13 protein-coding genes are annotated in these 15,951 nt (G+C 39.3%); all 13 read right to left on the bottom strand.

The window, feature by feature from the left end; all coding sequences use genetic code 11:
• Positions 1-44 precede the first annotated feature (44 nt).
• Positions 45-479: a low molecular weight protein-tyrosine-phosphatase gene (locus ND2E_RS06695; protein WP_033094848.1), complete on the bottom strand. Its 435-nt coding sequence runs from the start codon at positions 477-479 to the stop codon at positions 45-47.
• A gap of 5 nt (positions 480-484) precedes the next feature.
• On the bottom strand, positions 485-1,612 hold the full coding sequence (locus ND2E_RS06700; RefSeq protein WP_033094721.1) for a polysaccharide export protein: 1,128 nt from the start codon (positions 1,610-1,612) through the stop codon (positions 485-487).
• Between the two features lie 485 nt (positions 1,613-2,097).
• Complete coding sequence (locus ND2E_RS06705) at positions 2,098-3,468, bottom strand: sensor histidine kinase (protein ID WP_033094720.1); 1,371 nt, start codon at positions 3,466-3,468, stop codon at positions 2,098-2,100.
• A 10-nt stretch (positions 3,469-3,478) separates the two neighbouring features.
• Positions 3,479-4,786: a sigma-54-dependent transcriptional regulator gene (locus tag ND2E_RS06710; protein WP_033094719.1), complete on the bottom strand. Its 1,308-nt coding sequence runs from the start codon at positions 4,784-4,786 to the stop codon at positions 3,479-3,481.
• Positions 4,787-4,875: 89 nt separating this feature from the next.
• Positions 4,876-6,090, bottom strand: coding sequence for an FtsX-like permease family protein (locus ND2E_RS06715; protein WP_033094718.1), 1,215 nt, complete (start codon positions 6,088-6,090; stop codon positions 4,876-4,878).
• A 20-nt stretch (positions 6,091-6,110) separates the two neighbouring features.
• Positions 6,111-7,409 carry an ABC transporter permease gene (locus tag ND2E_RS06720; protein ID WP_033094717.1) on the bottom strand — a complete coding sequence of 433 codons (1,299 nt, stop codon included), beginning with the start codon at positions 7,407-7,409 and terminating at the stop codon, positions 6,111-6,113.
• On the bottom strand, positions 7,402-8,163 hold the full coding sequence (locus ND2E_RS06725) for an ABC transporter ATP-binding protein (RefSeq protein ID WP_033094716.1): 762 nt from the start codon (positions 8,161-8,163) through the stop codon (positions 7,402-7,404). The genes ND2E_RS06720 and ND2E_RS06725 overlap by 8 nt, the downstream gene beginning before the upstream one ends.
• Before the next feature lie 92 nt (positions 8,164-8,255).
• Complete coding sequence (locus ND2E_RS06730) at positions 8,256-9,527, bottom strand: efflux RND transporter periplasmic adaptor subunit (protein ID WP_033094715.1); 1,272 nt, start codon at positions 9,525-9,527, stop codon at positions 8,256-8,258.
• Between the two features lie 336 nt (positions 9,528-9,863).
• Positions 9,864-10,682 carry a crotonase/enoyl-CoA hydratase family protein gene (locus tag ND2E_RS06735; protein ID WP_052056738.1) on the bottom strand — a complete coding sequence of 273 codons (819 nt, stop codon included), beginning with the start codon at positions 10,680-10,682 and terminating at the stop codon, positions 9,864-9,866.
• A 562-nt stretch (positions 10,683-11,244) separates the two neighbouring features.
• The gene (locus ND2E_RS06740; RefSeq protein WP_033094714.1) at positions 11,245-11,469 is read right to left on the bottom strand and encodes a hypothetical protein; all 225 of its coding nucleotides are present in this window, start codon (positions 11,467-11,469) and stop codon (positions 11,245-11,247) included.
• A gap of 19 nt (positions 11,470-11,488) precedes the next feature.
• Positions 11,489-11,878 (bottom strand): hypothetical protein, encoded by a 390-nt coding sequence (locus ND2E_RS06745; RefSeq protein WP_033094713.1) that lies wholly within the window; start codon positions 11,876-11,878, stop codon positions 11,489-11,491.
• Positions 11,879-11,882: 4 nt separating this feature from the next.
• Positions 11,883-13,508, bottom strand: coding sequence for a phage head spike fiber domain-containing protein (locus ND2E_RS06750; protein ID WP_033094712.1), 1,626 nt, complete (start codon positions 13,506-13,508; stop codon positions 11,883-11,885).
• A gap of 5 nt (positions 13,509-13,513) precedes the next feature.
• A partial coding sequence (locus ND2E_RS23140) for a hypothetical protein (protein ID WP_033094711.1) occupies positions 13,514-15,951 on the bottom strand: 2,438 nt, incomplete at its 5' end.

Here is a 15,951-nt window from a genome sequence, read left to right as displayed (position 1 = left end):
TCATTTTCGGAATGGTTGATAATCATTCCCTTAGTAATTATGCGCTAAATATACTTAGTCCAGGCACTACAGGCTTTATCAATTAATTGATAAACATGTTCAAATGCTTCATGGCTTTGACGATAAGGGTCCGGAATTTCAGTATCATCAATCCATTTACCTAGTAAAAAAGTTTTACCACGTGCCTGTGGATATTGCCCTAATAAATCACTCAAATGGCGCTCTTCCATCACTAATATCAAATCATTATCAGCGATGAGCGAAGAACTCAGCTGGCGCCCTTTATGTGCACTCATATCAATATTATTTGTTAAAGCAATATTGCTCGCGGTTTCCTCTGCACCTTTACCTACTAGCGCGGTTAAACCTGCTGAAGATACTTTGATATCAGTGTCTGCCAGCTTGTCTTTTAATAAGTATTCGCCGGTTGGACTTCTACAAATATTACCCGCACAAACTACTAAAATAGACTTAAACATACCCATTAGAAGAAGTTTCCTTGCGTTTTAATCGTTGAAACTGATTCAAGCGCTTCAACAGTAGGGACTAATTGGCTAATTAGACGATTCCAACGTGCAATAGGAGCCGTTGTTACATAAACAATATCACGAGGTTGCAGTTTAAACTGGTCAGCCAATACTAACGCAACTACATTTTGTGCGTGTAATTGGTAAACATCGGCGATTACACCTTCTTCATTAGCTGGACGTTTACGTAATACAAAAACGCCATTAGCATTGGCGGTTCGTTCATTTAAACCACCAACATCACTTAACGCTTCAGCCAAACTTAAACCATAACGATTTATCTCAATGCTTCCGGCTTTGTTTACATCACCTAATACGAATACTTTTTGATTATCAGTACGATTAACATGGATTATGTCGCCATGCTGTAGCAAACGATTTTGAGTAATATCACCTTGGGTATAAAAATCGTCTAATTTTATAATTTCAGTACGATCACCTCGGGTAAAATTAACCGTGTTCCAATCAGCCCGCTCACTTAAACCGCCTGCTAAATTTAAAGCATCAATTAAGGTCAGTGGTATTTCGCTTATTGCTTGCACCCCTGGTTTTTTTACTTCGCCTGTCACATAAGCTCTTTGGCTTTTAAAGCCCACCACTTTAAGATCTATCTGAGGCTTTTCGATAACCTGGCTTAGTTTTTCTACTAAAACTTTATGTAACTCTCTAATCGTTTTACCGGCAGCGGGTACATTAGCGGCATAGGCATAGGTAATAGTGCCATCGGCTTGAATTCTAAAACCATCAAATTCTGCAGTACGTTGCACGGCAGCAGGAATAGTTAACTCGGGATGGTCCCAAACACCGATAGATAAAACATCGCCTATACCCAGCACGTAATCATAGCCGTCGGTAATGACTGGCGTATATTTTTTAGCTTGAGAATAAGCTTGTTGACTGTCGTTTAAGCGAGATATTAATGAAGAGTCTATAACAGAGATATTTATATTTGAGAGATCATGTTCAAGCGTAGAGGTTTCAGGTTCTACATCAACGCCTTCCATATGGCTACCGGGGATAATACTACAGCCGCTTAATAACAATAACGATAGTGAGATAATTATTTTTTTAGAAGATATTAACATTGTGTAAATTTTTTCATTCCTTCGCTAATTTAATCAACTGCCTTGTTGCTTTTCGATGTTTTCTGCAAAATAACACCTAAAACTCATGCAGTTTTCGCTTTATTTTTATCTGCTCTATCTACTTTATTTAGTCGTCATTGCACTCACAGCTACCAGCAAAGTGAATTATGTTAATACAAACACATGCAAACTTATTGATTTATGCAAGCACAGAGCTTACAAACATAGATAGTTCCGTAGCATATTAAGCGCGGAATGATACGCAACTTACCCATCATTGTCTATATAACCTGATTTAAAAATTGTGATTAGGTAAGGCTAGAGTCTTTGTAGAATATTAGTGACACTTTCTCTCAGTGAATTGGTTCTCCGACTGAGGCTTTATGCTCTAATGAACGAAGCTAAGCGCGCCACTAATAATAGGTTATTGGTAAGAATCCAAAAGGAGTGTCAACGCTCTAATCCCGAAGGTTATAGATGGCTAGCTAAATGTCTAATGGTAACCACACCAAAACTTGTAACCCACCTTGAGGGTGGTTATTCAAGGTAATTTGGCCATGATGACCATCGATAATTTCCCGGCAAATACTTAAACCAATACCGCTACCATCCGCTTTAGTTGAATAATAAGGCAAAAAAGCCTTAGGCAATATATCAACGGGCATGCCTGTACCAAAATCTCTGACGGTAATACAAAGTTGGCCTTGCTGCTTTTTAATACTCACTTCAGTTGGTTGCACAGTTTTTTGCGTAGAGCATGCTTGTTGTGCATTTTTAAGTAAGTTAATCAGCAATTGTTCAATTTGGCTTTCATCGCCAGAAAACATCAAACTCTTATCATCAGAACATAAAGTAAAGTGATATAAATTCTGTAATTGTACTAAGGTTTTCATTAAATCAAAGGTTTGCTTTTGTGGTCTCGATAACCGTGCCAGTTGGCTATAACTTTGAATGAATTCTGCCAATTTATTAATGCGTTTAGAAATAGTAGTAAATACTCGCGTTAATTGTGGCTCAGCCAAACGCTCTGCTAGTATATTGCCGCTATGACACATAGAGCTAATGGGTGCGATAGAGTTATTAAGCTCATGATTTATGACTCTTATAACCTTCTTCCATGTTTGTAATTCTTGTTGATGCATTGCTTGCGTAATGGGTTTTAGTAAGGTGAGTTGATGACGACTGCCATGCAATTTCAAATGATGTCGAGATAAATGCCAACTCTGCTCAGATTTCACCTTTGTATTCGCATCAGCATCAGAGTATTGGGTATCATCTGCCCCAAAAGAACTGTAACCACTGCCATATTGAGGCTCTGCTAACATTAATTGAATAATGGCATTACCTTTATCTTCATGTTGACCGAGTTCTGGCATGTGCTCTGTTAATAGCTTTTGCCAAGACATACCTAACATACTGGTCTGAGCAAAGAAGTACTCAGCAGCGCGGTTAGCAAAAATGATGGTATCTCTGTGATTCACTAACACGGTGACAACATCCGAGGCATTGACCACTTTATCAAGTAATAACTCCCTTTGATAAAGTGACTGTTTCTCTTGTCTTAGTTTGTCAGTTACTTGATTAAAGAGCGCTAATACTTCAGCTTGGCTATGACTTTTGTTGCTCTTGTTATTCGCTAAGGTAATAGAAAAATCACCGTCTTGTAAGTTACGTAGGCCATGTAATAACGTCTGCAAGATCTGATGACTTTGCCTATGGTAATACTGATAACGCATAACAGCTAAAGCAATCAATAGTATTGAAATTATAGAGAATAACCAAGGAGAGCTAGGCAATAGCAGAGAGTAGCTGATGATAAAAGCAATATTGATGAGAATGAGTTGTACGATTAGCATATGGCTTCAACTAACATAATGAGTCCACATCTATTTGATATTTTTCTATGCGGCGATATAACGCTTGTCGACTTAACCCTAACTCGAGCGCCGTATGTTTGATAATGCCCTTATGTTTTCTCAGTACTTGCTCTATATTTTTCTTTTCATCTAACGCGGGTTCTATTTGAGCCGAAGCCAATTGAAAGTCACTTGGCGCTAAAATATTACTATTAGCAAAAACTAACGCGCGCTTACAAGCATTTTCTAATTCACGAACATTACCCGGCCAATTATGATGCGTTAATGCTTTAACTGCTTCATCACTTAATGAATAATCATTACCGATAAAGTATTGCACTAACGGAGCAATATCAGTTTTTCTCTGTGCTAAATCTGGTAAGTGTAGCTCTATGACATTGAGGCGATAATATAAATCTTCTCTAAATGTGCCTTGCTGCACTGCTAACTGCAGATCTGCATTAGTCGCACTAAGCACTCTTACGTCAACTTTTAATGTTGTGTTAGAGCCTAAGCGTTCAAATTCGCCCGTTTGCAAAACCCTCAGTAATTTCATTTGACCCGATAGGGTTAAATTAGCAATTTCATCCAGAAATAAAGTGCCGCCATTGGCGGCTTCAAAACGACCAACCCTTGCTTGATTAGCCCCGGTAAACGCCCCCTTTTCCGTACCAAAAAGCTCTGCTTCCATCAGTTCATGCGGCAAGGCGCCCATATTCACTTTAATAAAAGCACTGTTATGGCGAGGAGATTGTTGATGAATATAATCAGCAAGCTTTTCTTTACCTGCGCCATTCGCCCCTGTAATTAATACATTAACGTTTGCAGCTGCAACTTTGCTCGCTTGAGCTATCAAGGTATGCATCTCTTGGCTTTCATAAATAAAGTCATCTACTGCTATTTGATTACTTTCGTTTTGGCTGTGCTTACTCTTATTTGTTTGAGTTTTCTGACTATATTTTTCGACTAAAGCAAGCAGTTTTACATCATCCCAAGGCTTTTGTAAGTAGTCTGTTGCGCCACTTTTCACCAAGGATATCGCGGTTTCTAACTGAGTCCACGCAGTAATGAGGATGATAGGTAAATCACTATTTAACGCTTTCAAGGTCGTAAATAATGACTTTCCTTCTTTTCCAGAGGTAATACCCTGCGCAAAATTCATATCCTGAATAACGAGATCAACACGTTGATGAGATACAGCTAATAGCGCTTGTTTTTCATTTTCAGCCGTTAATACTGTATGACCATGTAAACTTAATAACAACTCAAGTGCTTCGAGTATATCGGGGTTATCATCAACAACTAATATTTGTGGCATTTATTTCCTTTAAAATTTTTCGGTATCCGGGAATTTATTCGCGCTTTGCTACCGGAAATTATTACAAATCTGCGCGATTAAAATCACGTCTACACTGTTCTCGTAGCAATGACTGGTGGAATATTACTGGTCTTTATTGCAGGGATCAAAGTTGCAACCGTACCGGCAATAAAAATGACCACACTTGCGAAGATGAACAACATAATATCTGGTTTACTCAAGCTAATATACTGACTTAATAAAATATTAAACCCTAAAGCCATCATTAAACCTAATGTACAACCGAGACTATAAACCAACCAATTTTCTGTTAATACATACAAAAGAATATCTTTTTTCCGAGCACCTAAGGCACGCCTGATACCTATGTATTTTTTCTGACGCGAAATATGAAATTGTGAATAAGCATAACTGCTAATCGCAGTGACAAATAACATTAATCCACAGAGTAATAAAAATAATTCAGCTAAGCCTTTGTCATGACGATAAAAACGTTTCATATGCTCTGCCATAGTTATTATTCTGTATATATCACGCTCAGCTTGTACTGCTAAAATGGTGTCAGTTACTTTATTGCGCACAGTTTCTACTTGACCAGGAGTCACTCTTAGTAAGTAAAAGCGACCTGTAAAAATGAACTCCATTGATCTATTATCAAAAACACCGTATTGCTTATCTACCGGTATCGTCGGATCAAGCATAATATCTTTTACCACCCCGACAATACGGCCATTATTAGTTTCTTGCCCTAACGCAGAATCGTCGCCATAAAGTGCTTTTTTCAGTGAATTGGTAATAATTATATTCCCTGGTTCATTACCACCAAAATCTCGTTGATCATCTTTCGTTAGATAACGCCCCTCCAGTAAAGCTAACGCTAAGGTATTACCAAGGTTTTCATTGGATATAAAAAACTTCACATCTCGTAGGTACTTGTCTTTGCGAATAATTTCAGGATCATCTAGATCATAAAAGTTACCCAACATACCATTTTTATTTATAGGTAATTGATTCACTAGAGATACACCTTCAACACCTGAAAGCTTACTTAATTGATGTAAGTCTTCACTTACAATTGAACGATAGTAGTCTAAATTACGGTATTCGCCCGATGTAGGGCGTAATGAAACAATTAAGGTATTTTCTATATCTAAGCCCGTTTCTTGCGATAATTTATTGTTAGTATCTAACGCTAAAATGACACTGTTAATTAACAAACCTAACGTTATAGATAATTGTAATATTAATAGGCCGGTGGTAAATTTTCTGAGCAACAAAGATTTAAGTAGTGCTTTAATATTCATAATTTTTCCTCATGAGCTAGCTATTTAAGCTCAGCAGAAATGCTGTAACAATTAGCTCGGTATATCGGGTATAGCGCGCTAGCGATAGAAGTAACCAATGCCAATAACATGCCTAACACCAATAGCTTAGGCTCCAGTACAGCAATATTGGCCAACCGTGGTAGGAACTGCACAGATAACTTGAGAAATAACCAACTTAGCACTAACGCTACTACCCCAGTAAAAAAACCTAATAACACACTCTCTGTTAATCCCTGTACCAGCATATGTCGATTGCTCGCCCCTATCGCGCGTCGTAAACCCACTTCAAACTTTGCCGCATGAAATCGTGAAAGAAGTAAGCTACTGGCATTGAAAATACAGACAGACAAAAATAAAACCGAAGCTAAAGTGAACGCCAAAACTTTTTGGTCAACAACCTTATTTACTTTTAACCATTCATTGACATTATGTAGTTCATTTTTTATTGCTAAAGGATGTTCTCCAGCGTCTTTGAGCTGTTGGCTATAGTTATCTAAGTAGCTTTGCAATGCAGGTTTTTGATTAATATCTGCTAACTCAACCCATGCTTGCAAATAATAAACATCTTTATCACGTGTTTCTTCAATGCCTGTGTAATTAACAGCAGATGAGCTTCGCGCATGTATCGACCAACCTAAATCTATCGCTGTTTCAAGTGGTGCAAAGATATCATCAGTTAAGTTAAAGGCTCGTCCTTCTGTTGGGTGGTAAAATAGAGGACGTAAAAGCCAAGGTTTCAACACTCCAACAATGGTAAGCAATTCGCCATCTAGTTCGAGTGTTTTACCGACGCTGTTTTTACCGGCAAATATCTTTTGGTTTAATTCATCACCAATCACTATTTCCATGCCTGTACTGTTTTCAAATGCCGAGCCATAAGCAAAAGGAGCATTAGTGAGTTCAAAAAAACCTGGGGTTGTGGCTCTCACCTCTGAATCAAAACGTTTCATACTGCTCGATTCAGCATCTCTAGCGTAAACACCTGAAGCATAAAAAACTGCGCTGCCTTTGGTTAAGTTAGATTTCGTGACCGCCATTGCGTCTCTATAGCGCAGTATGTGCATGGGCTCATCTGGTGGTTGGTCATCAGGCCAAGTATTCATATTAATATGAAATAAATTCGCACTTTTTTCTGGTATTGGGTCACTTGCCATAGAGTTAACTAGAGCAAGGTTTGCACACATTACACCAACACCAATAGACAGGGTAAGAATGATTAAAAAATACAGAGTGGGAGCTCGCTTAAAACTCTGCATTGCTAAAGTGAGGTTATAAAAAAACATACTGTCATTAGGCATTTTCCACCTCCTCAGCGACTGCTGCACTCGCCGCTTCAGAAATTGTTTTACTTTTAACTTCAGAAGAGCGGCCTAACGGTGCGTAGATTTTAAAATCAGCAAGTTGACCATCTATCACTTGTACATTGCGATTTACTTCACGTGCTTGGTCTGGATCATGGGTAACCATAATGATGGTAGCGCCATCGTTGTTTAGATTGTGCAATATTTCCATCACTTGACGTGCCATTAGTGAATCAAGGTTACCCGTTGGCTCATCGGCGAGTAATATTTTAGGTTCTCCAGCCAATGCTCTCGCAATAGCTACACGTTGCTGCTGACCGCCTGATAGCTGACTTGGTAGGTATTTGAACCTTGACGCTAAGCCGACTTTCTCTAGGGCTTGTTCAACTCTACGCTTTCGCTCACTCGCACTAAAACCACGGTAACGTAGTGGCATATCTACATTATCAAAAATACTATAATCTGGTATCAGGTTATAATTTTGAAAGATGAAACCTATCTTTTCATTTCTTAAGCGCGAAAGCTCATCATCTTTTAAACCCTGCACACTCACACCATCTAACTCATACTGTCCTCGGTCAAAGTTGTCTAATAACCCTGCAACATTTAGAAAAGTAGATTTTCCAGAGCCCGAAGGACCAGTTACTGCAACAAACTCTCCCTCATTTACTCTTAATGAAAAGTCTCTTAAAGCGTGAGTCTGAATAGTATCACTTTGGTAAATTCTAGAAATGTTGTTCATGTTAAGCATGATCGTTCCTTTTGTATTTCGTCTTATGTAGAAACATTCAGTAAATGAACGTTTCTTGATTTGTTTATTTTTATTAAATTACACTATGGTTTTCAGCCGCCTAGGTATATTTGTTCTGCTTTATTAAAGTCTTCATAATCTGATGTGATAACCTGCTGGCCAACCTCAAGACCCGACGTGATCTCGATAAACTCAACGCTGCTAGCCCCAGTTGTTATAGCAATCTTATTTGCATAGTTATCTTCTGCAATTGTGAAGATAAAATTACCACCTAAAGACCCCATAAATGCACCACGTTTGACCATTAGCACGTCTTCTTTTTTCTCAAATTCAATGCGGGCATTAATACGTTGATTTTGTCTTAATTGAATGTGCTGTGGGTCGATTATTTTCGCCCTCACCGTTACTTGATTGCTTTTCACTTCTGGTGAAATGGCAATGATTTCACCGCGTACTGTTATACCGGATATCTTCATTGAAACTTCAAGCCCAATACCTAAATCATCAGCATAGAACTCCGGCACGCTCAACTCTGCTTCATATTCAGATAAATCAACAATTGTCATAATTGCGGTATTAGCTGAAATAGTATTTTTTTGTGCAACCAGCCAATTACCTACTACACCTTCAACTGGTGCCTTAATGGCTAATTCATCATGACGACGCAATAATTCTTCCAAGATAAGCTTTTCTTTTTGCACTAAAAAATCTCTATGCTGCTTCTCAAACTGTAGGCGCTCCATCGAAAACAGAACTCTCTTTCTAGCATGCTCAAATAATCGTTTTGCATCAGTCACCGAATCTTGGCTTTTTAACCAATCGACCTCACTAATGATTTGTTTACCGTATGATATTTCTGCACGCTGAAACTCACGTTTAGCAACATTCAGCTTGGATTGCGCAGTGTTCATGTTACTTTCGAGATCAAGTTGTGCTTCTTTATCAGCTAAAACACCTCGATTAGCATTGATACTCAACTGTTCTAGTGTTGATTGTTGTTGCTTAATTAAAGCATCTAACTCAGGACTCATTAAGCGAGCGACTACTTGATTTAATGCTACAGCTTCTCCTGGTTTGGCTAACAAGGTAATTTTGCCCATTTCCGTGCTATAAAGTTGCGGTGCATTTGCTGCAACAGCTTTACCAGAAACAACAACATCACGTATTAAGTCACCTCGGATCACGGTTTCAATGTTGATACTTTTACTATCAACACTTGGTATAGATGAATACCACTGAGATAAAGTTGGCAATGTAATATAAGACAATGCAAATAACAGTGATATGCTCAGCAATATCTTCTTTAACGCTACCTTTTTAGGGGGGGCTACCACTTGGTCCTGGCCACTTGTGCCTTCAATCATGTATTTCTTCTTAATTATCTAGCAATGACCAAGTATTGCAGAATCAATGCCAGAAAGATCATAACCGTAGGCTACTGAAATAATTAACATTTATAGATTTGACTTAATAGCGTGTGTCCGAACGGACACAGGGCATGTCCGTAACTGTCCGTATAGTGCAATACGGACACTAGCAATTAGTTTACTAAGGGTTACAAAAGCTACACACTCATTATGATTAGTATGAAGAAACAATAAAGCGATCTTGAAGTTCATGCAAAGCGCATAATAAGGATACGATCAGATTTATGTTAATCGATTAGATTAGAAATTTAATAGGATGCCAGCTATTCTAAACTACCATGTTTTTCTGTTAATGAATTCCTTAGCTTTTTTATCTTGATTAATTTGATTATAAGTTTTAATCGCTCTGTTCTTACCGATTAAAATTTTAATTTGATAATAGGACTCTCTCAACAGTGCCAAACCTAGTTTGCTCCACCAACTTTTATTGTAGAGTTTTTTTGTTGCAGCAACAGAGTCGGGTGATTGCTGAGATATCATGTCGGCAAGCTTAACAGCTCGTTGGTAAGGATCTTCATCAACATGGGTAACTAAACCATATTGAAGTGCTTGTGAGCCTTCAACAACTTCTCCTGTCATAGCTAACTCTTTCGCTTTATCCAATTTAAGGAGTTCTTTTAGTGCTAATGTTCCGCCCATATCAGGTATTAAACCCCAGCGAGATTCCATAATTGATATGGATGCATCAGGAGTAGATATTCTAAAGTCACCACCTAAGGCAATTTGTAATCCTCCTCCCCAACAACGGCCTTTGATAACCATTATTACAGGGGCAGGGATATCTCGCCAACCGGTTGAAACGTATTGGGCTAAGTTAGCTCGCCAAGGCAGTAACTTGAAGAGTAATTCAAGCGGTCCTTTCGTAGAAGACATTACCGCTTTAATATCTAAGCCAGAACAGAAATCCTCGCCATTTCCTGTAACAATCACGGCTCTAATAGACCGGTCCTTTTTCAACTGATCAATAGTTTTGCGTATCGCATGAAACATCAATAAATCTAGCGCATTACATTTGTCAGATCTATCGAGCTGAACATGGGCAACCCCGTTAGTTATTTCAAGATTGACTCTCTGTTCTGCATCAGTAGACATGGTAGGTACTCATATTTAAAAGTGGTATGACCACCAAGATATCGTAAATTTTCTGACAAGTCGACTGGAAAAGTATGTAATTTACAATAAGCAAGCTACCACGGATGACACTTTGCTTCACAATCAGTGAGCAATTCTCAAAAGTCAGAAAGCAAAAAACCCGTAGCGTGAGTTACGGGTTTCTTATTATTTATTAGAGAGTCAAGTTTAGCAATGTCTTACGCTCACATGGGCATGCCTACTGTAGTGCCGCGTCGATTTTTGAAAAACGTTTGAATGAATTTTGAAATAGTCATTAATGGAGCTTTAGTTGGTGCTTAAAGTGCCATTAATGTCTGATTATGTCTTAGAGTCTGTAGGGGGATGTTTTACGAGTTGTTTATTATTCTGAGGTAACAAGTCAAATACTTTTTATTATCAGTCACACGCCCCATACACGACTCCTTATTTTTGAGCTAATGGTTATATTTCAAACTAAACGTTTTGCATTTGAATTAAAGAGAGATAGCTGCCGCTATCTTTTTTTAATTACGGGCTATCGATGCTTGTATATTCTTAACTACTAATCACTACGTTTATTAAATTGTGCGTCCCATGTTACCGCTTTCTTGCAATGATCAGTTTGCTTGTAGAATAGTTTATCAATACTATTACGCGCAATATCCCAACGCTTACTATGCTGACTGTTAACGTAAGCTCTCGCGGATAAACTCTGATTAGCACGACCCCCTAATAGCGTATTGAGTAATCGCGTGGAGGCCATGGCTAAGTTATTTATATAACTCATTTTGCTATATTCCCTTTTGTTAAGAAAAAACACCGATTTTATAGGGTGGGGTAAACTCCACCTTACCGCCCTCGCCATCGTCAATCATTCGCGATTTAGTATCGTAAATGCTTTCATAGATTAACTTGTCGTTGTCACTATCAAAAACATACTCGCCATTAATGCACTCACCTAACACCTTAATGCTGCTAGATGCTTCGATGATAGCGCGTGAAACGCCACGAACAAGACAAATAGTTGCACCATTACTTGAGTGAGTAACAGGCACTTTAGCCACGTTAAAAGTTGCGCCTTGTCCGTCTTCATCAATAGTAAAGTACTTAGCGAGTGCGTTATTTTCGTCTGATTGAATGGCTCTCGCCTCTGCCAGCATTGCTGCCAAACTTGGCACATGGGTAATTAAATCCATTGCGTTATTCTCCCGCTAAAAAGCTTACTTCATCTGAGTTAAGAGCAAAGTCGTATGTTCTGAAATCGTTTAGGTGGCCGAATAGATGACCAGAACCAGACATGCTACTAGCCCCTAGAATCAAATGCGTGTCACTGCCAATTACGGGGTTTACTATTGCTTTCGCCATACCCACTTTATCGTCGCTATATGCATTATAGAACTCGCCATCCCCAACCAGTGTATACCTTTGACTTTCTCCCTGTAACGAGATACTAGGAGAAGATACCGCATCACTCACGCCTCCTATATTAGTAGCTACTGTTTGTGCTGGGTGTGCAAATGCTTGTATTTTCCCGTCTGCAAAATTATTTGAAGTAGCGAAGATGTTGTTATAGTTAACCCACCCCAAGACACTAAAACAAGTTGATATTGAGAAGTTACTAACTGGCGTCAACATATTGCCATAAAACGGTATGCTTAGCCTATCAGATGCCCTAGTAGCTGCACTATTTGTTGTTGGAATGTAACTTGATGCAAAGGGTAGTTTTTCTAATTGCGCGCCCCAAATTTCAAACGAATCACCGTCAGAGCCATTGCTAAAACCATTAAGTCTAATTTGTGGTGATACATTCCCTATAACAGTAGTAAACGTAAATTCAAACCGTTGAAATTCAGCCGTTAAATTGACATTAACGCCATCCTTGAAAGCTCCACCGTCATAATAAGCAAGTTGAAAATTCACAGATGAATATTGACTTGATTTTAACCAGATTGAAAATGTGTACTCTTTACTGTCTTCTTGTTGGAATATCTGAACTATTTGATGGCCATCTTCTAGTGAAAGCGTTATCAGGTCCGTTGTTGTACTACCGTCAGGAGCAACATCAAAGTCAGAAGTAACAGCAACATTGCTCCCTTTAGTCCAACTGACATTAGCAATATCCTCACTCCACAAAATCAAATTAGTACTTGTGCCTTCAATCAACCACCCCTCTGCTTCTTGTCTTGGCTCATCGATAGCGGCTGTTTTCAGTACGCCATACCTGTCTATATAGGTTGCCGTTGTTGCTCTAGACCATGTAAGTTCGCCCTGCAACGTGTCAACAAGTTTATTCTTTTTGAATAAATGGCAAAGTGGGTTATCTAGTTTTGAATAGCGAATTTTGGCTAGGCTGGCCGTGACTTCATCACTAATCAATTGCGCATTGTTAGCTATAGCCGTTTGTAATTGGTCAATTAAATACTGATACGGCACTGTAGTAATGCTAGTTGTCTGCCCAACAGCTATATCAATAGTTGGAGTAGTCGCTGTTAACAAGTCTTTTAACTTGGTTAATATACCGCGCGTTACGTCATTCAAAGCGCTCATTGCGGCTACTGATTCATAAATTTTAGCGAAAGTAGGAAAAACAAATAAGTCCTTATTGCTTAATGTTGCCCCCGACCAAGCATCAACCAGTATTAACGTTGAATCGCCATTAATGTCTGGTGCTGTGCCTGACTCTACGCGTAATACATAAAGGCCATTATCTACCACAGCTAGATAATCATCTGCTTTTGAAAAATCAACGTGTTCACCCGTAACCGTAATAGATTTATTGCCATTAGTTAACGTTGCCGCTACAGCGGAAAGATACGTTATATTCATGTTTTTTAACCTTCTGAAGTCGTAATTGATAATCGTTGTGAGGGTGAGTAAGACGAGCTGGTTAGCAATCCTGAACGGCTAGTCATTCTTAATCGGTATCGTCTATTCGCGGTGTTTTTTTTGTTGTCTGTATAAGTAAACGAGCCGCCCAAACTTTGCACTTTGGTAGCGCGCCATTTGTTAAATTCGCGTTCATACTCAGCGCCAACCACTGAACCTGTCCCGATATAACTAACGTTTTGTCTAAGCACCCAACTGCTACCCACATATTCTTCTAACCGTATTGAACAAGCAGGGTTTGCGGGGGCTGATGGTGCGCTTGCCGAAAAATAGTCATAACTGCTACTTAGCGTCACTGAGCATGCAATAGCAATAGAGCCGCCATTGCTACCAAATGTGCCTAAATCAACAATGGCCGTCGTAGACATTGACGAGGTAGCCAAGCTGTTACTTAACGTGCCTGAGACAATAGCGCCGCCGAAATAAGCCTCACCGTTACTTTTTAGAAAACTAATAGCGTTAGACTCTTTGATTTTGGTGAAATCAGGGTCGCCGCTGCCATTTAGTAATCGAGGGCCAAACCATTCAATAAATTGATTGCTTGAGCCAAAGGCGTTGGCACTTGATAGCCGCATATGTGTTGCGCCAATTAAGTTGATACTGCCCTGAAAAGCAAAGCTTTGTTGTGCTGCCGACCATCTAAAATCAACGTTATTTGTTATCGGGTTAGTAAATTGTATTTTATCGCCCATAAAATCTATCAAACTTTGGCTAGATGAGCCGTTGATAAACATACCTGTTATTTTACCGTTAGCGTCTACCCCTAAAAAAACTTTGGCTTCTAATTTACCTATATCGTCAGCCTGAGCATTCATGGTTAGTATGGCGGCGGCGCTTTTGTTTTCTTCTGCACTAACGCGAGCGGCAAGGTTAGTTAGCGCACTGGTACTGGCTTTACTAGCTACCGTTTGGTTAGTAGCAGTAATTTCACTGTGCGCTTTAGCGAGTCCAGTTTCAGGGTCACTAATAGTTGAATTAATACCCTCAATAGCTGTGGCGCGGGTTTCGCTTTCATCCGATACCGTTTGATTCGTGCTAGCTATTTCACTGTGCGCTTTAGCAAGTCCGGTTTCAGCGTCGTTAATCGTTGAATTAATACCCTCAATAGCTGTGGCTCGGGTTTCACTTTCATCCGATACCGTTTGATTCGTGCTAGCTATTTCACTGTGCGCTTTAGCAAGTCCGGTTTCAGCGTCGTTAATGGTTGAATTAATGTCCTCAATAGCGGTGGCATGAGTTTCGCTTTCAGTGGTAATAACCTGTTGAATCTCTAAAATCTGACTAGAACGGGTATTCTTTTCGTCGGCAATTTCAGCTTGTAGCGTTTTGGTTACTTCGGCTTTAGCCAATTTAAGCGACGACAAAACATATTCAGTCGTAGACAACAAACTCAGCGACTCTTTAAACGCGGCCATTAATATTTTATTGTTGCTTGCTTCGGCCTTAGCCTCGTCAATGTTACTGCTCATTTCTTCTTGAGCAAAAGCAAAATCGACGTTACTTTCTGCTAATTGCGAAAGTTGAAGCTCTGTATTTAAGGTTTGCTGAAGCTGGCCCCACTCGTCACCTTTTAGCGCGATAGCTTGCTTAGTTATCGCGTTACTTAAACGATTTAAATCAATAGAGACTTGCGTTATTTTGCTAAACGCGTCGGTAACATCATTATTACCCGTCAATAAGGTAATAGCGTCAATGTTTTGCTGTATTTTACTGTGCGCCGCACTTAATCCAGTATCGCCATTACTTACCTGGTTAATCATACTGGTTAGGCTGGCATTAACGGTATCAACTAATAACTGATACTTAACAAATTGGTCATAACTGACTTTGCCGCCCTCGACTAATAACAAGCCTAGTTGTTCGTTAATATCGAAAACAAACTGGTCCGTGTCGGCCACTTTTTCTAACATAGCGGTAAAAGCGCTGTTGGTGTCACCTTGCGCCGTAAGAACATCAAGCCCTAATTGTTGATAGGTATTATGTAAATTAGCAACCTTGGTTTCATCTAATCTAACGCTACTTAAGGCTAAATCCGTGGCGTTAATATCCTCGACCAATCCATCAAGAAAAACAGGTAACGTTTTTTCAGTTGATATATTTTCAACTTGTTCAAGCAGTGCGGTCACTTCGCTTGCAAAATTTGACTTGCCCAGATTATTCGTAGCATTGGCAATATCATTAGCAATCCCTTCATAGTCGGTAACATCAGCACCACTTTCAGGGATCTCTTCCCAGCCAGCTTCATCTAAAATAGTAGCTGACTCTTTAGTGAACGTAATTGTTCTTACTTGAAATACACGGCTGTTTAATCGGTTTATTGCCGCAACGACAACTTGATAGGTGCCAACAGGCACGCCATTTATCTTAATCGACTTTTCAGCGG

This window comes from Colwellia psychrerythraea (assembly GCF_000764225.1).
In the GTDB taxonomy this organism is placed as follows: Bacteria; Pseudomonadota; Gammaproteobacteria; order Enterobacterales; family Alteromonadaceae; genus Colwellia; species Colwellia psychrerythraea_D.
The sequence above is the reverse complement of the archived record's forward strand: the minus strand, read 5'-3'. Positions and strand labels throughout refer to the sequence as shown.